General features: G+C 75.0%; 18 protein-coding genes. 12 read left to right on the forward strand and 6 right to left on the reverse strand.

Features of this window, described 5'->3' with window-relative positions; translation table 11 throughout:
* The gene (locus IE332_RS25575; protein WP_189920635.1) at positions 1–669 is read right to left on the reverse strand and encodes a response regulator transcription factor; all 669 of its coding nucleotides are present in this window, start codon (positions 667–669) and stop codon (positions 1–3) included.
* Positions 670–768: 99 nt separating this feature from the next.
* Here IE332_RS25575 and IE332_RS25580 point away from each other — a divergent pair, with 99 nt between their 5' ends.
* The gene (locus IE332_RS25580) at positions 769–1,218 is read left to right on the forward strand and encodes a MarR family winged helix-turn-helix transcriptional regulator (protein ID WP_189920637.1); all 450 of its coding nucleotides are present in this window, start codon (positions 769–771) and stop codon (positions 1,216–1,218) included.
* A 158-nt stretch (positions 1,219–1,376) separates the two neighbouring features.
* Positions 1,377–2,759: an MFS transporter gene (locus tag IE332_RS25585; RefSeq protein ID WP_373313838.1), complete on the forward strand. Its 1,383-nt coding sequence runs from the start codon at positions 1,377–1,379 to the stop codon at positions 2,757–2,759.
* 18 nt (positions 2,760–2,777) lie between these two features.
* Here IE332_RS25585 and IE332_RS25590 read toward each other — a convergent pair whose 3' ends face one another.
* Positions 2,778–3,308 (reverse strand): DUF5959 family protein, encoded by a 531-nt coding sequence (locus IE332_RS25590; RefSeq protein ID WP_189920641.1) that lies wholly within the window; start codon positions 3,306–3,308, stop codon positions 2,778–2,780.
* A gap of 329 nt (positions 3,309–3,637) precedes the next feature.
* Positions 3,638–4,636, reverse strand: a complete 999-nt coding sequence (locus IE332_RS25595; RefSeq protein WP_189920643.1) for a ScbA/BarX family gamma-butyrolactone biosynthesis protein — start codon at positions 4,634–4,636, stop codon at positions 3,638–3,640.
* A gap of 458 nt (positions 4,637–5,094) precedes the next feature.
* Here IE332_RS25595 and IE332_RS25600 point away from each other — a divergent pair, with 458 nt between their 5' ends.
* Entirely contained in the window at positions 5,095–5,757 is a 663-nt protein-coding gene (locus IE332_RS25600) for a ScbR family autoregulator-binding transcription factor (RefSeq protein ID WP_189920645.1), read from the forward strand.
* A gap of 374 nt (positions 5,758–6,131) precedes the next feature.
* Positions 6,132–6,986 (forward strand): AfsR/SARP family transcriptional regulator, encoded by an 855-nt coding sequence (locus IE332_RS25605; RefSeq protein WP_189920647.1) that lies wholly within the window; start codon positions 6,132–6,134, stop codon positions 6,984–6,986.
* Positions 6,987–7,249: 263 nt separating this feature from the next.
* Here IE332_RS25605 and IE332_RS25610 read toward each other — a convergent pair whose 3' ends face one another.
* Positions 7,250–7,684, reverse strand: coding sequence for an SgcJ/EcaC family oxidoreductase (locus IE332_RS25610; RefSeq protein WP_189920655.1), 435 nt, complete (start codon positions 7,682–7,684; stop codon positions 7,250–7,252).
* A 25-nt stretch (positions 7,685–7,709) separates the two neighbouring features.
* Positions 7,710–8,462 (reverse strand): TioE family transcriptional regulator, encoded by a 753-nt coding sequence (locus IE332_RS25615; RefSeq protein ID WP_189920657.1) that lies wholly within the window; start codon positions 8,460–8,462, stop codon positions 7,710–7,712.
* Positions 8,463–8,574: 112 nt separating this feature from the next.
* On the opposite strand from IE332_RS25615, the gene IE332_RS25620 reads away from it, so the two are divergent.
* Positions 8,575–9,792, forward strand: a complete 1,218-nt coding sequence (locus IE332_RS25620; protein WP_189920659.1) for an erythromycin esterase family protein — start codon at positions 8,575–8,577, stop codon at positions 9,790–9,792.
* Here the strand turns inward: IE332_RS25620 and IE332_RS25625 are convergent.
* Positions 9,690–10,805: a LysR family transcriptional regulator gene (locus IE332_RS25625; RefSeq protein ID WP_189920662.1), complete on the reverse strand. Its 1,116-nt coding sequence runs from the start codon at positions 10,803–10,805 to the stop codon at positions 9,690–9,692. The genes IE332_RS25620 and IE332_RS25625 overlap by 103 nt on opposite strands.
* A gap of 71 nt (positions 10,806–10,876) precedes the next feature.
* Between IE332_RS25625 and IE332_RS25630 the strand changes: the two genes are divergently transcribed.
* The 7 genes from IE332_RS25630 (at position 10,877) to IE332_RS25660 (ending at position 22,490) form a co-directional block, all read left to right on the forward strand.
* Positions 10,877–11,596, forward strand: coding sequence for a maleylpyruvate isomerase family mycothiol-dependent enzyme (locus IE332_RS25630; protein WP_189920664.1), 720 nt, complete (start codon positions 10,877–10,879; stop codon positions 11,594–11,596).
* An 81-nt stretch (positions 11,597–11,677) separates the two neighbouring features.
* Positions 11,678–12,787 carry a PP2C family protein-serine/threonine phosphatase gene (locus IE332_RS25635; RefSeq protein WP_189920666.1) on the forward strand — a complete coding sequence of 370 codons (1,110 nt, stop codon included), beginning with the start codon at positions 11,678–11,680 and terminating at the stop codon, positions 12,785–12,787.
* 425 nt (positions 12,788–13,212) lie between these two features.
* Positions 13,213–14,574, forward strand: a complete 1,362-nt coding sequence (locus tag IE332_RS25640) for an MFS transporter (protein WP_189920668.1) — start codon at positions 13,213–13,215, stop codon at positions 14,572–14,574.
* Positions 14,575–14,644: 70 nt separating this feature from the next.
* Complete coding sequence (locus tag IE332_RS25645) at positions 14,645–15,967, forward strand: non-ribosomal peptide synthetase (RefSeq protein WP_189920670.1); 1,323 nt, start codon at positions 14,645–14,647, stop codon at positions 15,965–15,967.
* Positions 15,968–16,339: 372 nt separating this feature from the next.
* Entirely contained in the window at positions 16,340–19,453 is a 3,114-nt protein-coding gene (locus IE332_RS25650; RefSeq protein ID WP_189920672.1) for a non-ribosomal peptide synthetase, read from the forward strand.
* The gene (locus IE332_RS25655; RefSeq protein ID WP_189920674.1) at positions 19,450–20,625 is read left to right on the forward strand and encodes an acyl-CoA dehydrogenase family protein; all 1,176 of its coding nucleotides are present in this window, start codon (positions 19,450–19,452) and stop codon (positions 20,623–20,625) included. The genes IE332_RS25650 and IE332_RS25655 overlap by 4 nt, the downstream gene beginning before the upstream one ends.
* A gap of 65 nt (positions 20,626–20,690) precedes the next feature.
* Complete coding sequence (locus IE332_RS25660) at positions 20,691–22,490, forward strand: amino acid adenylation domain-containing protein (protein WP_229928905.1); 1,800 nt, start codon at positions 20,691–20,693, stop codon at positions 22,488–22,490.
* The last annotated feature ends 30 nt before the right edge of the window (positions 22,491–22,520 follow it).

The raw sequence follows: 22,520 nt of genomic DNA on the forward strand, positions 1-22,520 counted from the left end.
TCAGGAGGTGCCGCTCTCCGCGAGGTAGGTGAGCACGGCCTTGACCCGCCGGTTGTCGGCCTCGGTCGAGGGCAGCTCGAACTTGGCGAACACGGCGGCCACGTGCTTCTCCACCGCACGCTCCGACACCACGAGCTGGGTGGCGATCGACCGGTTGGAGTGGCCCTGCGCCATCAGCTCCAGCACCTCCCGCTCGCGCGGGGTGAGCGCGTCGACCAGGCTGCGCCGACGGCCGCTGATCAGCCCGTTGATGATCTCCGGGTCGAGCGCCGTGCCTCCTGCGGCGACCCGGTGCAGGGCGTCCACGAACTGGGAGGTTCGGGCCACTCGCTCCTTGAGCAGATAGCCGATACCGGCGGCGCCGCCGGCCATGAGCCGGGCCGCCCAGGTGGTCTCGACGTGCTGGGAGAAGACCAGGATCCCGACCTCGGGCTGGGTGGCGCGGATCTCGACGGCCGCCCGGATCCCCTCGTCGGTGTGGGTGGGCGGCATCCGGATGTCCACCACGGCCACGTCGGGGCGGTGCTCGGCGACGGCGGCGACCAGTTCGGGCGCCGTTCCGGCGGTGGCGACCACCGCGCAGCCGCGCGCGGTGAGGAGTTCGACCATCCCGTCCCGGAGGATCACCGAGTCCTCGGCGAGGACGACGCGGAGCTGCTTGTCGGTCATGCCGCCATTATCCAGGCCGTCGGGGGACGGAAAACCGCCCCTCGCAAAAGTCTTCAGTTCAGACTGGACAGTTCAGACTGATGAAATTACCGTGGAATCGTGACCGAGAAGCGAACCGTCCCCGCTGACTCCGCGGCCGTGGCCGCGCGTGAGCTGCGCGCCGTCTTCAGTCGGCTGCGCCGCACCCTCCGGGAGGCGAGCGCCACCACCGACCTCACGCCCTCCCAGGCCGCCGTGCTCAGCCGGCTGATCAACGACGGCCCGGCCTCGGCCAGCGGACTGGCCGCCGCCGAGCGGGTCCGCCCGCAGTCGATGGCCGCCACCCTGGCCGTGCTCGAACGGCACGGCCTGATCGGACGCCGACCCGACCCCGAGGACGGGCGCCGCCAGCTGGTCAGCCTCACCAAGGACGGGCTGGCCCGGATCGCGGACAGCCGCCGGGTGCGCGAGGAGTGGCTGGCCCGGGCGATGGAGGAGCGGTACACCGAGGACGAACGCGCCACCGTGCTCGCCGCGTTGGCCCTGCTCGACCGGCTGAGCGAGCGATGACCGGCCCGGCCGCCCTGCTGGCCCGCCTCCGGGCCGGCCGTCGACTACCCTCCCCCGGGCCGTCCTCGCACCAGCCGTCCTCCCGCCGGCCGTCCTCCCACGGGCCGGACGCGCCGGACGCGCCGGACGACGGATTCAATCGGCGGTTGATCGCCCCGATGGTGCTGGGCTCGGTGCTCAACCCGGTCAACTCCTCGATGATCGCGGTGGCCCTGGTGCCGGTGGGCGCGGCCTTCGGCGCACCGCCCGCCGAGACCGCCTGGCTGGTCACCGGGCTCTACCTCGCCACCGCGATCGGCCAGCCGGTGATCGGGCGGCTGGTGGACACCCACGGACCGCGCCGCCTCTACCTCGCGGGGACGGCCATGGTCGGCGCGGCCGGCCTGCTCGGCGCGCTCGCCCCGTCGCTCTGGCTGCTGATCGTCGCCCGGGTGCTGCTCGGGCTGGGCACCTCGGCGGCGTACCCCGCCGCGATGCACCTGACCCGCAGCGAGGCCGAGCGCACCGGGCGGTCCAGCCCGACCGGGGTGCTGACCGTCCTCGCGGTCGCCAACCAGACCGTCGCCGTGGTCGGCCCGACCCTCGGCGGGCTGCTGATCGGTGCGGGCGGCTGGCGGACCGTCTTCGCCGTCAACGTCCCGCTCTCGCTGGCCTGTCTGGCGCTCGGGGCGGCCCGCCTCCCGGCGACCGTACCGACGGTGCGGGCGGTGCAGGCAGGGACGGCGGAGGAGGCGACGGCTGCGCGGCGCGACCGCCCCGCCGGAAGCGACCGGCTGGACCACGCCGGGATCGCGCTGTTCGCGGTCCTGCTGCTCTCGCTGATGCTGTTCCTGATGAAGCCCGCCCCGGCGCTCTGGTACCTGCCGGTGCTGGCCCTGCTGGCGGCGGTGGCCTTCGCCGTCCGCGAGACGCGGGCCCGTACGCCCTTCATCGACCTGGGGGCGCTCGCCCGCAACCGGCCGCTGATCGCCACCTACCTGCGTCAACTCCTCGGCTACACCGCGATCTACGCCTTCCTCTACGGCTACACCCAGTGGCTGGAGGAGGGGCGCGGACTGTCCGCCGCCACCGCCGGGCTGGTCCTGCTGCCGCTCTCGCTCACCGCCCTCACCGTCTCCGGTCTCACCGGCCGCAGTCCGGCCGTGCGGGGCAAGCTCCTGACCGGGGCCGGGTGCCAGATCGCCGCCTGTGCGGGCCTGTTGCTGGTGCGCGCGGACAGTCCGGCCGTGCTGCTGATCGTCGTCGGTGTGGTGGCGGGCGTCCCGCAGGGCCTGATCGGGCTCGCCACCCAGACCGCCCTCTACCACCAGGCCGACCCGGCCGCCATCGCCTCCGCGGCCGGGCTGCTGCGCACCTTCATGTACCTCGGCGCGATGGCCGCCTCCGCCGCGAGCGCCGCCTTCTTCCCGCACGGCGCGACCACGGGAGGGCTGCACCACCTCGCGCTGTTCATGCTCGGTGGCGCGGCCCTGTTGTTCCTGCTGACCCTGCCGGACCGCTCGTTGGGGCGGCTGGCCGGCCTCGGCAGTACCGGACGTTGACGATGCGTTGACGATCGGTCAGTCGTCGGCGACCGGCGTTCCCCGCCAGGCGTGCACGCCGGGGGTGACCTCGACCACCTCGGTCGGATAGGCGTTCCGGACGAGGGTGAGCAGGGCGCGTTGCTCGTCCAGCCACCCGGCGGCGGGGGAGAGGACGACCCGGAGCGTGGCGCCGGAATCCTCTGCGTCCGAGACCGTCACCCAGAGCCCGCCCGGGCGCCCGGGTTCGATCCGCAGTTCCGGGCCGTGCTCCTCGTCCAGCCAGCGGACCGCGAAGCCCCGGTCGAGCCGGTCCAGGGCCGCCTCCCACTGCCGCAGGTGGCTGTCGGTCACCAGGGTGACGAAGTGTCCGCGTACCGAGTCGGCGGTGACGGTGATCTCGCAGTCCAGCCAGTCGTGCCCGAGCAGGGAGCCCGGGGCGTGCCGGCCGAGCACCCGGACCCGGACGTTGCGGCCGCCGGTCCGACCGGTGCGGCCGGGGGCGTCATCGGTGCCGGGACGGTCCGTCAATCTGATCAACTCGTGCTGGTGCGAAGCGACTTCACTCACGGCGTGCTCCCGGTGGCAGCGGTTCAAGGGCTGACATCCTCGCGCAGGTGTTCGTTCCGGTGCCAGACCGAGGGGCCGCCGTGTTCCCGCCGGGACGCCGGGACGCCGGGAGCTCGCGACGCCGGGAGCCCGGGGCGCCCGGGGCGCCGTACGGCCGACGGCCCGCCGGACCGGGAAGGCCGGGCGGGCCGTGCTGCTGGTGCGGGTCGTGCTCATGCGGCGGGTCCTACTGCGAGTCGTGCCTCGGGTTTTACCGCTGTTCCCGCCGCGGGTCGTGCCGACTGCCCTGCCGCACCGGCTGCCCGCGCGGTGCGGTGGCGGGCGTCGGGTCAGCGGTGGTCCGGGTGGCCGGTGAGGACGGTGGTGAAGATCGGTTCGCCGTGCTGGTGGCCGGTCACGGTGGTGGTGAGGGCGTCCGGGTCCTCGCCGGGGGTGTGCCGGGCGGTGATGACGGTGGGCGCGTCGTGCTCGGCGTACCGGTGGAAGGTGGTGGCCGCGGAGGTGGGCGTGATGGTGACGGGGCTGGTCAGCGCGTTGGTCGCCTGGCGGGCCGCCTCGATCAGCACCATGCCGGGGATGTGGTCGTTGGCGTGGTCGAAGAGGATCGGGTGCCAGAAGTCGGGGGTGAGGTGCCAGGTGCCCGGTGTGCCGGCCGGGGCCAGGACGACGTCGCACGGGCGGAGCCGGCCGACCCGGGCCGGCGGCAGCGGTTCGGCGGTCGGGGCGGGCGCCGGCAGCGCGGCGTCGTCGACGCGGCCGCGGCGGAGCCGCTGGTAGGTCGTGTTCGGGACGGTGGTGAACCGGGCGTACCCGGTGGCGGCCAGGTGCGGGCCGCGCCGGACGACCGTGCTGAGCGTGAAGTCGACGGTGTTGCGGGTGCGGCGCGGCTGGGCGACGAGCTTGGCCTCGATGGCGAGGTCGGTGGGCTTCGCGCCGATCAGGAGCTGGCGCGGGCGGGTGGTGTAGTCGAGGTTCCACATCATGAACTTGTGGTCGAGCGGGACGCCGAACCGGGTGTGGGCGAGGTAGAGGCCGACCTGGCGGATCGTTTCGGCAGCCTGGATCGGGTCGTGCCGGGTGCCGTCCGGGGTGCTGAAGAAGGTGTGCGCGCGGGGCCATTGCGCGGAGACCGCGAAGGTGGTCTCGTTCAGCTGCTCGCTGTCGGTCAGGAAGACCTCGGCGTGGCAGGCCCGGTGGACGTACTCCTTGGCGACGGTGCTGGTCAGGCGGGGTGCCGAGCCGGTCGCCAGGGCCGGGCCGGGGACGGTCTCGGGGGCCTCGGCGCCGGTGAGGGCGGAGGCAGGCGTGCGGAAGGCAAGCAGGGTCATGGGAGCGCTCCAAAGGGCCGGGACGGGCGGGGTGGGCTGCTCAGGGCTCGTAAGATACGTACCTACCGGTTTGCTTTTCAAGGAGCCAAGGCGAAGGTTCGTCGGCGGCCGAGCAGAGCCGGTGGACGTCCCGGCGGGAGGTGCGAACCCTTCCGAGGCTGTGGCGGATTGGTGAATCTCGGCTGACCTGCGGTGATTTCATGACCGAAACTTGACGGGTTCATTATCACGAGGGGGTCGCGTGCGGGAGTGGCGGCCACAAGTAGCAGCCGCCGCTCCGGTTCGGAGGCTCCCGATGGGGGTCCCGGTCACCTCGTCGACTCGTACCGTCCACGCGGTTTTCCCTCGCTCAAAGGCCGCCGGATGTGACCTGGGGCGCAGGATCGTCAGGGCGCTCGGCGGGTAAGATACGGGGTGTTTGGTTTTGTTTGCCGAGCGTTTCGGGTGGGGTGGTTGCGGTGGTGCGGCAGGAACGGGCGGTCCGGACGCGTCGGCTGATCCTTGAGGCGGCGGCGTCGGTCTTCGACGAGTACGGGTACGAGGGCGCCACGATCGGGGAGGTCGTCGCCCGGGCGGGGGTGACGCGCGGTGCGGTGTACTTCCACTTCGCGTCGAAGCGGGAGCTCGCCCAGGGGGTGGTGGAGGAGCAGTTCGGCCGGGACGAGATCCCTGAACGGCAGTGCAAGCTCCAGGAGTTCGTAGACCTCGGCATGGTGGTCGCCCATCTCATGCCGCGTGACCCGCTGTTGAGCGCGGGCGCCCGGCTCTCCCTCGGCCAGGACGTCTTCGGCGACTTCAGCGGCGGCGCCGCGCCCGGGTGGATCGAGCGGGCCGAGGGCGTGCTGAAGCTGGCCGGCGACCGCGGCGAACTGCTGCCGCAGGTGGTGCCGGCCGAGACCGCGTGGCTGGTGACCGGGGCCTGGACGGGCGTGCAGATCCAGTCCCAGAAGATGTCCGGCCGGGCGGACCTGGAGCGCCGGGTCGCGGTGCTCTACCAGCACCTGATGCCGAGCATCGCCGTGCCCGGGGTGCTGGCCACGCTGGACCTGGGGGTGGACCGGGGCGGCCGGGTGGTGGCCGAGCTGGAGGCGGCCCGGGCCGCGGCGGCCGAGCCGGCCTGAGCCTTCCGACCTCGGGCCCGCATCCTCGAGCCCGCGTTCTCGGGCCCGCATCCTCGGTCCCGCGTCCCCAAGTCGGCCTCCCCGGTGCCCTGCTGGCGCCGCGGGGCGCTCCGACGCCGATCGGTTTCCCTCCCGCTCCGAGCGTCCTTCGGGCATCGGCAGGTCCGCGGTCCCAGTCCAGAGGCGAATCCTCCGCCCAAAAACAAACAGCGCGTTCGGTTTTGTATTGACAAACCGTCCGTCCTGTTTTTGGATAGGCGTTGGGTGCTCGACCGATCCCGCTACGCAACCTCGCGGAGGGATCGAGCAGTGGAGCGCCCGCCCGGTCGGTGGCCGTCGGGGTCGCCGATCCGTCTGGATTTGGGGTGGTCATCATGGAAATCCGGGTGCTGGGGGCCTTGGGGGTCCAACTGTGCGGGGTGTCGGTGGTGCCGACGGCCCCGAAGCCTCGGCAGGTGCTCGCCCTGCTGGCCTTACGGGCCGACCAGGTCGTTCCGGCCGGCGTCCTCGCCGAGGAACTGTGGTGCGGCCGGCCGCCGCGGAGTGCGCGCACCACCGTGCAGACCTACGTCCTGCAACTGCGCGACCTCATCGACCGCGCACTCGCCCAGGGGGAGGGCGGTCCGGGGGCGTCCTGTGCGAAGGACGTCCTGGTCACCTCGGCCGGCGGCTACATGCTGAACAGCGGCGGCGGGCTCGTCGACCTCAAGGAGTTCGACCGCCTCGCCGGGCACGGCTACCGCGCCATGGACGCCGGTGACTTCCCGCTCGCCGCCCGCCAGTTGGGCGAGGCGCTCGCGCTGTGGCGGGCTCCGGCCTTCGCGGACGTCCCGGTCGGCGGCCAACTCGCCGTCGAGGCCAAGCGGTTGGAGGAGACCCGGCTCTGCGCGCTGGACCAGCGGATCGAGGCGGACCTGCGACTCGGGCGCCACCGGGTGCTGCTCGCCGAACTCACCGTCCTGGTCGACCGCTACCGCACCCACGAGAGCCTGCACGGCCAGTACATGATCGCCCTGCACCGCTCCGGACGACGAGGCGAGGCCCTGGAGGCCTACCAGCGCCTGCGGAACACCCTGGTAAGGGAGTTGGGCATGGAGCCCTCCGCCGCGCTGCGCCGGCTGCAGCGCTCCATCCTGCTCGCCGGCCCCGAACGGCCCGACCAGGACCAGCCGGCCGCCCTCGCCGAAGAGGTCGCGTCCCGCCCCGCCCGCCTCACCCGGGTCGGCTGACGCGCCGAGGGCGGATCCGGACGGCTGGGAGGACGGAGCGGTGCGGCGGGCGGGCGGCGGTGGCCGGCCCGGTCCACGGCCACCGCCGCGGCCAGGGCGCGGGTGCCGTCATCCACCGGACCGTCGTGCGCGACCGGCCCGTCGCGCCCCGTCGGGCCTGGGCAGGCCCTGGCCAACACCGGTTGACGGCTGCGCCCTTGCCCGTTCCGGGAGTTTCGGAAGTCCGGGGGCACGGGTGAGCCCACTCCCGGGCCGACAGGGTGCTACCGGTCGGCCTTCACCTCGGTGTTCTGGCAGGCGTGCAGCAGCCAGCGGCCGTCGTCCTGCCTGGTCATGACGTAGAGCGGAGCGCCCTCGGAGTCGCCCGCCGCGGAGTGGTAGACCTGGCGGACCTTGACGGCCGCGACGTCGGGCCGCAGGAAGCGGACGTGGGCCACCTCGTAGGTGACCTTGCCGTCCCAGGTCGCGGCGGGCAGGACGGCGCGGGTGAACTCGGCGATCGCGTCGAGGCCGATCAGGACCTTGCCGTGGGCGGTGGTCCACAGGGCGTCGGGGTGGAAGAGCGCGAGGAAGCCCTCGGCGTCCTTGGCGCGCTGGGTGCGTTCGACGGTGGCGACGACCTGCTCGATGGCGTCGATGTCGGCGGCGTGGGTTTCGGTGGGCCGGGTGGTTGCGGCTTCGGTGTTCATGGAGATCATCCTGACACCTCAAGTCGACTTGAGGTCAAGCGGATTCCGGCAGGGAACGGAGGGTCAGGTAGTCACCGAGGCGGGCGGCCGCGGTGAGCATGGCGAGGCCGCGGGCGGTGAGGCGTCGCTGCCAGCCGTCGAGGGCGGCGGCCAGCTCCTCGGTGCCGCCGGCCGTGCGGATCTGCCGGACCACGGTGGCGATGTGGTGCAGCGGGTAGCCGCCCCGGCGGAGCAGGTGGGCGAGTTCGGCGTCGCGGACGTCGGCCGGGAGGTAGCCGCGGTGGCCGGTGGTGCGGTCGCGGGCCGGGGTGAGGATCCCGGCGGTCTCCCAGGTGCGCAGGGTCGCGGGCGTGAGGCCGAGCCGGTGCGCGACCTCGCCGATGCTGAGCGGGCCGGACGGCGTCGGAGGGGCGAGCGGGCCGGACGGCGTCGGACGGTCCGGCGGGCCGGGGGATGAAGCGGCCGTGGCGGTGAGGTGATCGACGGCCTCCCGGACCGCGGCCAAGGTCTCCCGGTCGCGCAGGAGTTGGGCGTGGCCGCGGTCGAGGGCGGTCAGCGCCCCGTCGAGGCGCTCGGCGTGGACGGCGGTCATCACCTGGCCGGCGGTCGCGTGCCCGTTGGCCGCGACCAGGGCGAGGAAGGCGCGGAGGGCGGCCGCGTGCAGCTCGCTGTAGATCCGGTAGCCGGTGGGGGTTCGGGCGGCCGGCGGGAGGCAGCCGTCGCGCTCGTAGTTGCGGACCGCCTGGGTCGAGATGCCGTGTTCGCGGGCGAGGTCGGAGGGGCGCATGCTCGTCTTCCGTTCGGGCCCGTTGGAGACTTCTCCGGGCCGTTCTCTTGGCATTCAGGGGCCTGGCTCGGGCAAAGTCTCAACCGTTCTTTCAAGGATACGCTTGAGGCTCATGAGTCAGGACATTCACGCCTTCGTCGTCCCGTCGTGCGAGCTGCTGGGGCTCGGCGAGCCGACGCATCAGGAGCCGGCCTTCGGATGGGTCCGCAACGAACTGTTCGCCCGGCTGGTCGACCGGGGCTTCCGGTCGATCGCCCTCGAAACCGACCGGGTGGCCGCGCTCGCCGTGGACGACTACGTCCGGGAGGGCGTGGGCACCCTGGACACCGCGATGGCCGAGGGCTTCTCGCACGGCTTCGGGGCGCACGAGACCAATCGCCGACTCGTCGCCTGGATGCGCGAGTTCAACCGGAACCGGCCGCCCGCGGACCGGCTCTCCTTCCACGGCTTCGACATCCCGACCGAGAACTACAGCGCCCCCAGCCCGCGCCGCTACCTTGAGCACGCCCGCGACTACGTGCGGCCCGACCGCGGCCCGGGCACCGCCACGGGCCTCGGCGCGGGCTCCGACACGGGCCTCGACATCGCCGGACCGGCCGGTGAGGACGAACGCTGGAGCCGGGCCGAGGCGGTGCTGGACCCGGTGCAGTCACCCGGTGCCACAGCCGAGGCCGGGAGGCTGCGGTGCATCGCCGACGACCTGTCGGTCCGGCTCCACGCCCGGGCACCGGAGTCGATCGGCGCGACCTCCCCGGCCGAGTGGCACCGGGCCCGGACCTGGCTGACGGCGGGCATCGGCCTGCTGCGCTACCACGCGCAGTCGGCGGTCCGCGGCCTCACCCCGAGCGACCGGCTGAGCGGCCTGATCGGCCTGCGGGACACGCTCATGGCGCAGAACCTCCTCGACATCCGCGACCTGGAGGCGCGGCGCGGGCCGACCCTGGTCTTCTCGCACAACCAGCACCTGCGCCGCAGCCCGAGCGGCTGGGCGCAGGGGGAGTTGGACTGCGGGTGGAACAGTGCCGGTCGCATCGTCGGCGCGCTGCTGGGCGAGAGGTACGCCTTCGTCGCCGGGAGTCTGGGGCGCAGCGAGGCGATCGGGCTGGGCGAACCGGCATCGGGAACCCATGAGGCTTTCCTGCAACGGCGCGGCACGGCCTGGGAGTTGACGGGAGCCGTCCTGCCCGCCGGAGGCCGTACCCGCACCGACACCGAGCCGCGGCAGGGCTACTTCCCGCTCGACCGGGAGGTCCTCGACGGGGCGGCCGCGCTTCTGCACATCGGTGACGGCGCGGCGGTGGCACCAGCAGAGGCGGCGCCGTCGGCCTGAGGACCGGCCGGGCCCGGGTAGGCCGTGCGCAGATGGGACACCAGGGCGGCGGTCGGCGGCGCGGCGGGCCGTTCGCTCGGCCAGGCCAGTGCGATCCGCACCAGCGGGACGGGGCCGGCCAGGGGGCGGACCCGCAGGCCGGGGACGGCGCCCGGGTCCGGCAGGACGGCGACGCCGAGGCCGTGCGCGGCGAGTTCGGCCAACTGCGGTGGCGCGGCGGCCTCGACGCCGACGGCCGCGCTCGCCCCGGCCGCCGCCAGGGCGCGCTCCAGTGCGGTGCGCAGGCCGGTGCCGCGCGGGGTGCTCACCAGGGCGTGCCCGTCCAGCGCGGCGACCGGGAGCGGGGCGGTCCCGCTCCCGAGCGTGCGGTGAGAGCCGGTGTCGGGCGCGGTGCCGTCCGGGCCGGGCTCGGCCGGGACGTCCGCGAGCGGGTGGTGTTCCGGGCAGGCCGCGACCAGCGGAACCTCCAGCACGGTGTGCAGGGTGAGCCCGGCCAGGGTGGTCCAGCCGTCGTCGTCCGGGCGGCCGCTCGCGGCGGTCGGCAGGCCGATCACGGCGAGGTCCAGCCGCCCCTCGCGCAGGGCGGCGAGCATCCCGGAGGTGGTGTCCTCGGCCAAGGAGAAGTCGATGCCGGGGTGCTCCTGGCGGAAAGCGGCGAGCGTGGTGGCGAGCCCCGGGAAGGTGCCGAGCTCGGACGGCGGGGTGAGCGCCGCCCCGGCGACCATGCCCAGCCGTACGTGCCCGCGGCGCAGCCCGCCGAACTCCGCCGCCGTGCGCCGGGCCGCGGCCGCGGAGGCGAGCGCGGCCCGGGCGTGCGGCAGCACCGCCTCACCGGCGGGGGTGAGGCGCACGGTGCGGCCCGAGCGGTCGAGCAGCGGGTGCCCCAGTTCGCGCTCCAGCTGCCGGATCTGGGAGCTGACCCCGGGCTGGGTCAGGTGCAGCAGCTGCGCGGCCCGGGTGAAGCTGCCGTGCTGGGCGACGGTGACGAAGTACTGGAGCTGCCGCAGTTCCATAACTGCTGATCATAGGGGGCAGAACTCCCCGGTCTTGGACGGGCGTACGGATCCGGCCGCAGGCTGGACGCATGGAAACCGTGCCGCAGAACGCCGTGCCGCAGGACACCGTGCCGCAGGACACCGCGCCGCCCACCGCGCCGCCGATCCCGGACGCCGGGCAGACCCGGTGGGTCCGCGAGCAGATCGCGGCCGAGCGCCTCGAACTCGCCGAGGTGCTCGCGGGCCTCACCCCCGAGCAGTGGAACGCGCCCTCGCTGTGCGGGGGTTGGCGGGTCCGCGAGGTGGCGGCGCACCTGAGCACCGGCTTCCGGCACTCGACGGCGCGCACGCTCCTCGAACTCGCCCGCTCCGGCGGCAACATCCACCGCATGTCCGACCGGATCGCCCGCCGCGACGCCGCCGTCATGACCGAGCGCGAACTCGCGGCCGCGATGGCCGACCACGCCGACGACCCGTGGCGACCGCCCGTCGGCGGCCGGATCGCGGCCCTCGCCCATGACGCCGTGCACGGCCTCGACATCACCCTGGCGCTCGGTCTGCCCGCCCGCCTGCCGGTGGCCCGCGCGACGGCCCTGCTGGCCGGGGTGTCCCCCCGGACGCTGCGGTTCTTCGGTGCGCGGCTCGGCGGCGTCCGCCTGGTGGCGACGGACGCCGACTGGTCGTACGGGCACGGCCCGCTGACCGTGACAGGACGGGCGGAATACCTGCTGGCGGTGGCGTACGGGCGGCGGGTGCCGGAGGGGCTGCTGGCGGGGCCCGGCGCTGGGCGGTTCACCCGGGGCGGGTGAGGGGGCGCGTTTTCCGGGCGTCCGTGACTACGATCGGAAGAAGCCCTTCCGGATGGTGGTGAGACGGAAGCCAGGTCGCCGATGCCCCCGAGGTCCGAGCAGTGGCCGCCGTACGTGCGGGTCGCGCCGTGGTTGCTGATCGTCGGCGGGCTGGTGTGGAACGCGCTGGAACCGGCCGACTACTGGGGTGATCCGCTGCTGGCGGCGGCGGCCGTGCTGGCGGGCGCGCTGCTCTGGCTGCGGGACACCGTCGCGGTCGGGGTGGCCAATGTGACCGGGATCCTGCTGCTGTCCACCCAGGACGGGTCGATCGGGACCGGGGACGGCTACCTGGAGCTGGCGAACACGGCCTTCGCCGCGCTGCTCGGCGTCGGGGTCAACCGGGTGGTGGCCCGGCACGGGCAGCGGCTGGAGCGGGTGCGGTCGGTGGCGGAGGCCGCGCAGCGGGCGGTGTTGCCGGAGCCGCCGGGACGGGTGGGCCGGCTGGCGGTCGCGGCCTGCTATCGGGCCGCCCAGGACGAGGCGCTGATCGGCGGGGACGCGTACGCGCTGCAGGTCACCCCGTACGGCGTGCGCGGGCTGATCGCGGACGTGCGGGGCAAGGGGCTGCACGCGGTGGGGGCGGTCTCGGTGCTGCTGGGGGCCTTCCGGGAGTCCTCGCACCGGGTGGCCGACCTGGCCGCGCTCGCGGACGCGCTGGAGGACTCGCTGCTGCGGGAGGCGGACCGGCTGAGCGAGGAACTGCGGCTGGAGGGGTTCATCACGGCGCTGCTGGTGGAGTTCCGGCCCGGGGAGGACGCGGTGCGCACGCTCGACTGCGGGCACCCCGGCCCGTACCTGCTGTGCCCCGGCCCGGTGCCGCAAGGCGGCGGATCGCGGGTGCGGCGGCTGGACGCGGCCGACCCGGGGCTGCCGCTGGGGATGGGCGGGCTGGGGATCGCCCGGCCCGCGCCGGAGACCCGGCCGTTCCCGCCCGGGTGCACGCTGCTGCTGGTGACCGACGGCGTGACCGAGGCCCGGGACGCGGCGGGGGAGTTCTACGACCCGGTGCTCGGGCTGGCCCCGCTGGGACCGTTCGCCGGCCCGGACGAGGTGCTGGACGCCTTGGTGGCGGACGTCGAGCGGTGGGCCGGCGGACCCCGGGACGACGACATGGCGGTGCTGGCGATCACCCACCGGGCGGCGGACTGAGCGGAAGAGCCGGCCGCAGCACGGGTCGGCGACCGGGGGCCGATGACCGGGCTCGGCGACCGAACGACCGGCCGGGACCCAGTTCGACGGTTGCCGACGGTCACGGCGATATCACGATGAGGTGACGCTCGGGTGGCACTCCACGGGATCCGGCCAAGTTGAGTGGCACCGTCCGGTGGCCGGAAAGATCGTGTCCGGATACCGGACGGTGGAATGGACGGTCCGGCCCGGTGGTGCCCCGTACTCCCCTTGCCCCGTGGCCCCTTGGCCGACCGGCGGTGCGGGCGCCGTGGCCGGTCCATAAGGGGCCGTAGGAGAAGCGCAAGGGGTGGCCGGGGGAGTGGCGGGATCGGGCCGACCTTCGGTTCGTCCGGAAAGGGACCTGATGCTTGCCCCGTTCGAAGGGGTGACCGAGAGTCGAACCGATGAATGAGAAGCCTCACCCCAGCCCGGCCCGTCTGCTCGGCCACCGCGACTTCCGGCTCCTGCTGACCGGAGCCGCGGCGGCCCAGACGGGCAGTCAGGTCACGCTGGTCGCCCTGCCCCTGGTGGCGGTGATGGTGCTGGACGCCACCCCGTTCGAGGTCGGCCTGCTGACCGCCGCCGAGACCGCCGCCTTCCTGCTGGTCGGCCTGCCGGCCGGCGCCTGGCTGGACCGGATGCGCAAGCTGCCGGTGCTGATCCGCGCCGACCTCGTGCGCTGCGTGGCCGTCGGGTCGATCCCGCCGGCCGCGGCACTCGGGGTGCTGACCATGCCGCAGCTCTACCTGGTGGCGCTGGTCACCGGGGTGGCGACGGTCTTCTTCGACGTCGCCCACCAGTCCTTCCTGCCCGCCGTCCTGCCGCGCGAGCAGTTGGTCGGCGGCAACGGGGCGTTGGAGACGGTCCGTTCCTCGGCGCAGATCGCCGGGCCCGGGCTCGGCGGCGGGCTGGTCCAGCTGCTCGGCGCGCCGCTCGCCATCGTGGCCGACGCCCTCGGCTACCTGGCCTCCGCGCTGCTGCTCGCCCGGATCAAGGTCGAGGAGCCGCGGCCGGAGCCGGAGCCCGGGCGCTCGCTGCGCGCCGAGGTCGGCGAGGGCGTCCGATTCGTGCTCGGGCACCCGCTGCTGCGGGCGATCGCCACCGCCACCGCCGTGTCCAACCTGTTCGCCGCGGTACTGATGGCCGTGCAGACGGTCTTCTGGGTACGGGTCCTCGACCTGTCGCCGGGAGTCATCGGCATCCTGCTGTCGACCTCCGCCGTCGGCGGACTGGCGGGCGCGCTGTGCGCCGGGTACCTGGCGCGGCGGGTCGGGCAGGCCCGGCTGATCTGGCTGTCCACGGTGGTGACGGCGCCGTTCGCGGTGCTGTGGCCGTTGTCCGGCGCCGGTGCGGGCGTGGTGCTGTTCGGCCTGGCCTCCGGGGTGGTGCTGTTCGGCGCGGTCGCCTACAACGTCGCCCAGGTCAGCTTCCGGCAGAGCGTCTGCCCGCCCGAGCTGCTCGGCCGGATGAACGCCACCATGCGCTTCCTCGTGTGGGGCACGCTGCCGATCGGCGCGCTCGGCGGCGGCATCGTCGCCGACTCGGCCGGGCCGCGCACCGCGCTGTGGCTCTGCGCGATCGGCTTCCTGCTCGTGCCGGTGCCGCTGCTGCTCTCGCCGCTGCGAGGGATGCGCGACCTGCCGGGTGGCGCAGCGCCAGGTGGCGCGGCACCGGGTGCCGAGGACGACAGCGGTACCGCCCAGGAGGCCGCAGCCGAGGAGACCACCCCCGCCCAGGAGCCCGCCGCGAGCCCCACCACCTCCTGACCGAACCAGACCTGCCGAACCAGACCTGCCGAACCTGCCGAGCCGCGACCGGAAACCGGAGACCGTTCCCGTGCACGCCAGCATCACCGCCGCCTACCTCGCCCGGTACCGCAAAGCCGCCGCCGACTCCCCGGCCGAGCTGCTCCCGCTGACCGGTGCCCAGCGGCGCTTCCTGATCACCCGCCGACTCGCACCGCAGACCCGCTCCGACGTCGTCCCGCTGTTCTTCGCCTACCCGCGCGGCACCCTCGACGAGCGGCGGCTGGCCCGCGCCGCCGCCGCGGTCGCCGCCCGCCACCCGGCCCTGTGCGGCGGCTTCGCCACCGTGCGCGGCACACCCGTCCTGCGCACCGGCGGCCCCTCGGCCGAGGCCGCCCGGATCGCCGTCGCCCCCGGCGGCACCGCCCGCGAAGCGCTCCGCACGGCCCTGCTGGACTGGCCCGTCGACGGGCCCGCGCTACGCCTGCTCTTCGCCCGGGAGCCTGACGGCGACGAGGAGTTGCTCGCCCTCGCCCTGGACCACGCGGCCTGCGACGAGCAGTCCCTCGGGGTGCTCACCGCCGAGCTGAGCCAGGCCTACGAGGCGGACGAACCGCCGGCCGCCGGGCCCGCGCCACAGGCCCTCGCCGACTACCGGCAGGCGGTCGAACTCCAGCTGGCCGCCGAGGACGCCGCCGGCGGCCCCGCCGCGCAAGCCCACTGGGGCCGGCGACTCGGGGGCCTGACCGGGGCGGGCGGCGGCGCGGCCGCCGCCACCGGGATGCTCACCGAACGGCTGCCCGCCGCCGAGGGCGCCGCCCGCGGCGCGGTCTTCCCCGCCCTGCTGGACGCCGTCGGCGCCGCCGCACACCGGCTGCAGCGGGAGGCCGGACCGCTCGCGCTCGGCTACCCCTGGGGCGGGCGCCCGCCCGGCGCGCCCGCCGCGCTCGGGTGCTTCCTCAACACCCTGGTGCACCCGGCCGGTCCGACCAGCCCGGCCGGTCCGACCAGCCCTGCCGGTCCGGCCAGCCCGGCCGCGCCGGTCGGCACGAGCGACCTGGACGCCCTCGCCGACGCCTGGTGGGACGACCTCGACCACGCCGGCACCCCGTTCGACGAGGTGGTCCGCGCCGCCCGTACCGCCGGGGCTCCCTGGTCGGGCGCGCTGGACGCCATGCTCACCCTGGAGGACCTGCACCGCCGCCCGCCGCTGGTGCTCGGCGGCACGCCCGGCCGGGAGACCCACCTGGCCGGACGACCGCTGGCCGCGCCGCTCGCCGTCTCAGCCTCGCACGGCGACGACCTGCTGGTCCGGCTCGCCTGGGACAGCGACCGCTTCCCCGAGGCGGACGCCCGCGCGGCCTTCGACGACCTGCTTGCCGTGCTGCGCCACCACCTGCACGCCCACGTCTGAACGTCCGTACCTGAACGTCCCCACCCGGACGTCCACTTCTGAACGTCCGTACCGGAGAACGCCCGAACGCCACGCCCGAACGCGCCCGCCCCGGACGGGGCGTGTGCCGCCAAGCGTCGCGCCCGAGCGCGCGCACCGACGCCCCGCACCCCACGCCGCGGGCCCGAACTCCCCCACCGGATCCGCCTCTCCGGATCCACCGCGCCCCGCCGGGGCGTGCCCGCACGGGCACATCCGCGCGGACGCCCGGACCAAGAACCCGGTCCGCACCTCACCCCGGTGCGGACCGGCCCACCGGCCGGAGCGGGACCACCCCACACCCGCCACCGGCCACCGCAGTGCCGACAAGCCCACCACACAAGGGAGCCGCCCATGTTCGCACTCTCTCCGTCGCAGGAGATCGTCTGGCTGCACGAGCAGATGCTGCCCGGAAGCCGCGCCTACAACTTCACCGCCGTCCTCGACCTGTGGGGCGCCCTCGACCGGGACGCGCTGCACGCCGGTCTGGCCGCCGTCCTGGACCACCACCCCGGCCTGCGGCTGGAGTTGGTGCCCAGCGCGGAGGGGCTGCCCGGGCAGCGGGTCGCCGAGGGATGTCAACCGGAGCTGCGCCACAGCGACTTCGCCGCCGAGGCGGATCCGGAGGCCGTCTTCCGGCAGCTGCTCGCCGCCGAGGCCGAGGAGCCGCTGGACACCGAGCGGGCGCCGCTGCTGCGCTGGCACCTGGTCAAGCTCGCCGAGGACCACCACCGCCTGGTCCACGTCGAGCACCACCTCGTCCACGACGGCCACTCCTTCGCGATCCTGCTGCGCGACCTGTTCACCGTCTACCGTGCCCGGGTCCTCGGCGAGTCGTACGAGCTGGCCACCGCCCCCTCGTACGAGGACCACGCGCGCTCGGCCGCCGGCGTCTCCCGCGACCGCGCACTCGACTTCTGGACCAAGGAGCTGACCGACGCGCCGCGCGAGGTCACGCTGCCCGGACTGGCCCGGCCGGGCACCGAGCGCCGCCACCGCGGCGGGCAGCTGCGCCAGGCGATCGGCGCCGACCTCGCGGGGCGGCTGCGCGAGCGCAGCAAGACCGACGGGCACACCCCGTTCAGCACCCTGCTGGCCCTGCTCGCCGAGCTGCTGCGCCGGCACAGTGGGCACCGCGAGCTCGTCGTCGGCACCGCCGTCGGCAACCGCCCGGAGGGCTTCGAGGGCACCGTCGGGATGTTCGTGAACACCGTGCCGCTGCGTCTGCGGCTGGACCCGGCCGCGCCCGGCACCGAGGCCGTGGACGAGGTCACCGACGTCCTGATGCGCGCGCTGCCGTACCAGGACCTGCCGGTGCAGGAGCTGACCCGCCGGCTCGGCCTGCACACCAGCGGCGCCGACAACCCGCTGTGGAACGTGATGTTCAGCGCGCACGACGCGGCGCTGCCGGACGTCCAGGCGCCCGGGCTGGAGGTCTCGCTGTACGAGGGCTTCAACACCGGCACCACCCGCTTCGACCTCGACCTGGTGCTGCTGCCCGACGACCGCCGGGTGGTCGGCGAGAAGCACGGCGCGGCCGGGATGACCCTGGTCTGGGACTACGACGCGGACCTGTTCCGCGAGTCGGAGGCGGTGCTGCTGTCCGAGCGGCTGCTGGAGCTGCTGCGCTGCTACCTCGACCAGCCGCAGGCGCCGATCGCCGAGCTGGCCCCGGCGCCCGAGGCCGAGCCCGCCGCCGGGCCGACCGCCGAGGAGACCGCCGCCGCGGCCCCGCTGCTCGACCCGGCCGCCGCCCACGACCCCACCGCGCTCGCCCTGCTGGCCGGCACCGAGCGGATCAGCTACGGCGAACTCGACCGCCGCGTCACCGAGTTGGCCGAGCGGCTGCGCGCCGCCGGGGTCACGCCCGGCCAGCCGGTGGCCGCCGTGCTGCCGCGCGGCGCCGACAGCGTGGTGGCCCTGCTCGCCTGCCTGCGCCACGGCGCCGTCTACGCGCCGCTGTCCACCGAGGACCCGGCGGCCCGGCTCGGCCTGCTGCTGGAGCGGCTGAGCCCGGCCCTGGTCCTGGCCACCCGGCAGAGCGCGCTCGCGCTGCCCGCCGAGGGCGTCACCCCGGCGCTGCTGGACGGCCCGGCCTTCCCGAAGGCCGAGCCGACCGCCGTCCTGGACGGTGCCGCCTACCTGATCCACACCTCCGGTTCGACCGGCGTGCCCAAGCCCGTCCGGGTCGGCCGCGCGGCGCTCGCCGGGTACGTCGCCGCGATCGCCGCCCGGTACGGGCTCACCTCCGCCGACCGGGTGCTGCTGTTCGCCCGGCCGTCCTTCGACGTGGCCCTGGAGGAGGTGCTGCCCGCGCTCGCGGCCGGCGCCGCCCTGGTCGTGCCGCAGCGCGAAGTGCCCACCGGGCCCGAGCTGGTGGCCGTCCTGGCCGCCCGCGGCGTCACCGTGGCCAACCTGCCGACCAGCTACCTGCTCGCCGTCCGCGAGGACCTGCGCGAGGCGCTGCGCGACGGCCGCTGGACGCCCCGGCTGCTCGTCCTCGGCGGTGAGCGGCTGCCCGCCCGGGCCCTCGCCGACCTGACCGGGGCCACCACCGTGCTGAACGCCTACGGGGTCACCGAGGCCACCGTCACCTCCACCGTGTACGAGGTGACCGCGGCCGACGTCGCCGAGGACGGCGAGATCCCGCTCGGCACCGAACTGGACGGCGTGCGGATGCACGTCCTGGACGACATGCTGCGCCCGCTCCCGGCCGGCTGCGTCGGCGAACTCGTCGTCGGCGGAACCATGGTGGCCGACGGCTACCTCGGACTCCCGGAGCCGACCGCCGCCCGCTTCGTCACCGTCCCCGCGCTCGGCGGCGCCCGGGTCTACCGCACCGGCGACCGCGGCTACCGCGACCTGGACGGCCGGCTCCGCTTCCTCGGCCGCGCCGACAACCAGGTCAAGCTGCGCGGCCACCGGATCGAACTGGAGGAGATCGAGGCCGCCGCCTCCGCCGAACTCGGCGGCCGCTCCTGCGCGGTGGTGCTGCACACCGACCCGCGGACCGGGCCCCGGCTGCTCGGCTTCCTGGAGGGCGCCGACCGCCCCGACCAGGCCGCCCTGCACGAGGCGCTCGCCCGCCGGCTGCCCGGCGGACTCGTCCCGGCGAGCTGGACCGCCGTCGCCGCGATGCCGACCCTGCCCGGCGGCAAGCCCGACCGCGCCGCGCTCACCCGGCTCGCGGACCGGGCCGGCGACACCACCGCCGAGGAACCGGCCGCGCCGAGCGCCTTCGCCGACCCCGGCCAGGAACTGATCGCCGCGGCCTGGCGCGAGGTGCTCGGCCACGACCGCTTCACCGCGGACTCGCACTTCTTCGAGGTCGGCGGCCACTCGCTGCTCGCCGCCCAACTCGCGGCCTACCTGGAGCCGCACCTCGGCAGCCGCCCGCCGCTGCGCACCCTGTTCCGCCACGCCGTGCTGGCCGACCAGGCCCGCGCCCTCGCCGGAGGTACCAAGTGACCGCCCCCTCCGCCGTCCTGGAAGACGGCCACCGCGAACTCGTCGACGCCTTCGAGAGCTTCATCCGCCGCGAACTCGTGCCGCTGGCCGCCGAGCTGCCCGAGACCGCCGACCAGGTGCCGGGTGACCTGCGCCGCTACGTCCGCAAGCGCTCCGCCGCGCTCGGCTTCTACGCGGGCGACTACCCCGAGGAGCTCGGCGGCTCCGACATGCCCTTCACCGCCGTCGTCCTGCTGCACCACGCCGCCGGGCGCAGCGGCTGCGTCCTCGCCCCGTACGCGCTGGCCGGCTCCGACGGCCCCAGCCCGCTGCTGCGCAACGGCACCCCCGAGCAGGTCGAGCGCCACCTCGTCCCGCTGGTGCGCGGCGAGCAGACCCGCTGCCTCGCCCTCACCGAGCCGCACGCCGGCTCCGACGCCTTCCGCCTCACCACCACCGCCGTGCTCGACGGCGACCGCTGGGTGCTCAACGGGCGCAAGACCTTCGTCAGCAACGCCGAGCACGCCGGGATCGCGCTGGTCATCGCCGCCACCGACCTCGGCGACGGCGCCGGCCCCACCAGCGGGGCGACCGCCTTCGTGCTGCCGATGGACCAGCCCGGGCTGCGGATCGGCCAGCGCTACGAAGGCATGTCCGGCGAGCCGCTGTTCGAGCTGCTGCTCGACGGGGTCACCGTCGGCCAGGAGGCCGTGATCGGCGGCGAGGAGGGCATCGGCGCGGCCACCGCCCTCGCCATCGACAGCCTCTCCCGGGGCCGGCTGGTGGTCGCCGCGATGTGCAACGGCATCGCCGAGTACGCGCTGCGCGCCGGCGTCGAGTACGCCAAGGAGCGGCGCGCCTTCGGCCGGGTGATCGGCGAGTACCAGCACGTCCAGGAGCACCTGGTCACCACCCGGGCCGAGGTCGAGTCCTCCAAGCTGCTCACCCTCGCCTGCGCCCGGCTGGTCGACGAGGGCACCGAGTCGCCCGAGAACGCCGCGCTCGCCAAGCTCACCGCCTCCGAGACCGCCGTGCGCGCGGTGGACCGCTCGCTCCAGGTCCACGGCGCCACCGGCTGGGTGCGCGGCCACCCGCTGGAGTTCCTGTACCGCTACGTGCGGATGACCACGATCATCGAGGGGACCTCCGAGGTCCAGAAGGTGATCATCGCCCGTTCCATGGGCCTGAACTGACGGCTCGTCAGCCGGGATTCGTCAGCCGACTCGCCAGTCAGCTCGTCATGAGAATGGAGACCACGATGGAACCCCTCAGCATCGGGTACGGCCGTCCGCACCAGGACGGCGCAGTCCTCGACCTGTTCACCACCTGGGCGCACCGCACCCCGGACGCCCCCGCCCTGATCGACGGCGAGCGGACCTACAGCTACGCCGAACTCGACCGCCTCGCCGACAGAACCGCCGAAGCCCTGCGCGGCAAGGTCGGCCCGGGCGACCTGCTCGGCGTCTGCCTCGGCCACTCGGTGTCGCTGGCGGCCGTCACCCTGGCCGCCGCCAAGCTCGGCGCCGTCCACCTGCCGCTCGGCCCCCGCCCCGGCGAGCGCCGGCTGCGCGCCGTCGCCGAGCAGCTGCGCCCGGCCTGCCTGGTCGGCGCGCCCGACCTGCTGCCGCCCGGCGGCGAGCACCTGGCGCTCGACCTGCCCGAGCCGGGCGTGGTGGCCGCACTGACCTCCGGCGAGCAGGTGAGCGTCCCGGCCGGCACCCACTACGCGGTGCTCACCTCCGGGTCCACCGGCACCCCGAAGGCCGTCGCCGTCACCGAGCCCGCGCTCGGCGCGCTGCTGCAGTGGTACCGCGAGCTGACCGGCCTCGGCCCCGGCGAGCGGCACAGCCTGCTGATCGGCGTCGCCTTCGATCCGCACGTGATGGAGCTGTGGGCCGGCCTGACCTCCGGCGCGGCCCTGGTCGTCGCCCCCGAGGCGGTGCGCTGGGACTCCGGCGCGCTCACCGACTGGTGGCGCGAGGCCGGTGTCACCGTGAGCGTGCTGCCCACCCCGCTGGCCGAGCCCGTCCTCGGCCGGCCCTGGCCCGCCGGACTGGCGCTGCGCCACCTCACCATCGGCGGCGACCGGCTGCGCCGCGCCCCCGGGCCCGAGGTCACCGCGACCGTCCACAACGCCTACGGCCCCGCCGAGGCCACCGTCACCACCACCGTGCACACCATGGCGCCCGGCGGCGACCACGGCGCCGGCGCCCCGCCGATCGGGCTGCCGATCGCGGGCGCGGTCGTGCTGGTCACCGACGAGGACGGCCGGCCGGTGCCGCACGGCGTGGCCGGCGAGCTGCGGATCGGCGGCCGCGGCCTGGCCGCCGGGTACCTCGACCCCGAGCTGACCGCCCGCCGCTTCGTCGGCGCGCCCGAAGGCGTGGACGGCACCGACCGGGTCTACCGCACCGGCGACCGGGTCGTCATGCGCCCCGACGGGGTGCTGGAGTTCCACGGCCGCCTGGACGACCAGGTCAAGGTCAGCGGCGTGCGGATCGAGCCCGCCGAGGTCGAGGCCGCGTTCGAGCGCGACCCGCGGGTGCGGCGGGCGGTGGTCGCCGCCGAGCAGGCACCGGCCGGCGGCGTCCGGCTGCTCGCCTTCGTCCAGGTCGAGGACGGGACTGCCGGTACCAGTGGCGACCAGGCGGAGACGGTGCGCCTGCTCGACGCCGTCCGGCCCTGGCTGCCCGAGCAGGCCGTGCCCGCCGCCGTCCGGCTGGTGGACCGCTTCCCGCTGGACGCCAACGGCAAGGTGGACCGCCCGGCCCTGCTGGCCGCCGAACCGGCGCGGTCCACGGGGGAGGACGGCGACACCCCCGTCGAGCGGACCGTACTGAAGCTCTGCCGCGAGCTGACCGGCCGCCCCGAGCTCGGCCCCGCCGACAACTTCCTGGCCTCGGGCGGCAATTCGCTCGCCGCCGCCCGGCTGCTGGAAGCCCTGGAAAGCGAGTACGGGATCCGGCTGCGCGCGCCCCTGGTGCTGCGCCAGCCGGACCTGCGGGCCGTCGCCCGACTGGTCGAGGAGCGGGTGGCCGCCCTGACCGCGACCGGCTGACCGCGACCGCCCGCCCCTCCCCGTACCTCC

The organism is Kitasatospora xanthocidica, from assembly GCF_014656195.1.
GTDB classification, from domain to species: domain Bacteria; phylum Actinomycetota; class Actinomycetes; order Streptomycetales; family Streptomycetaceae; genus Kitasatospora; species Kitasatospora xanthocidica.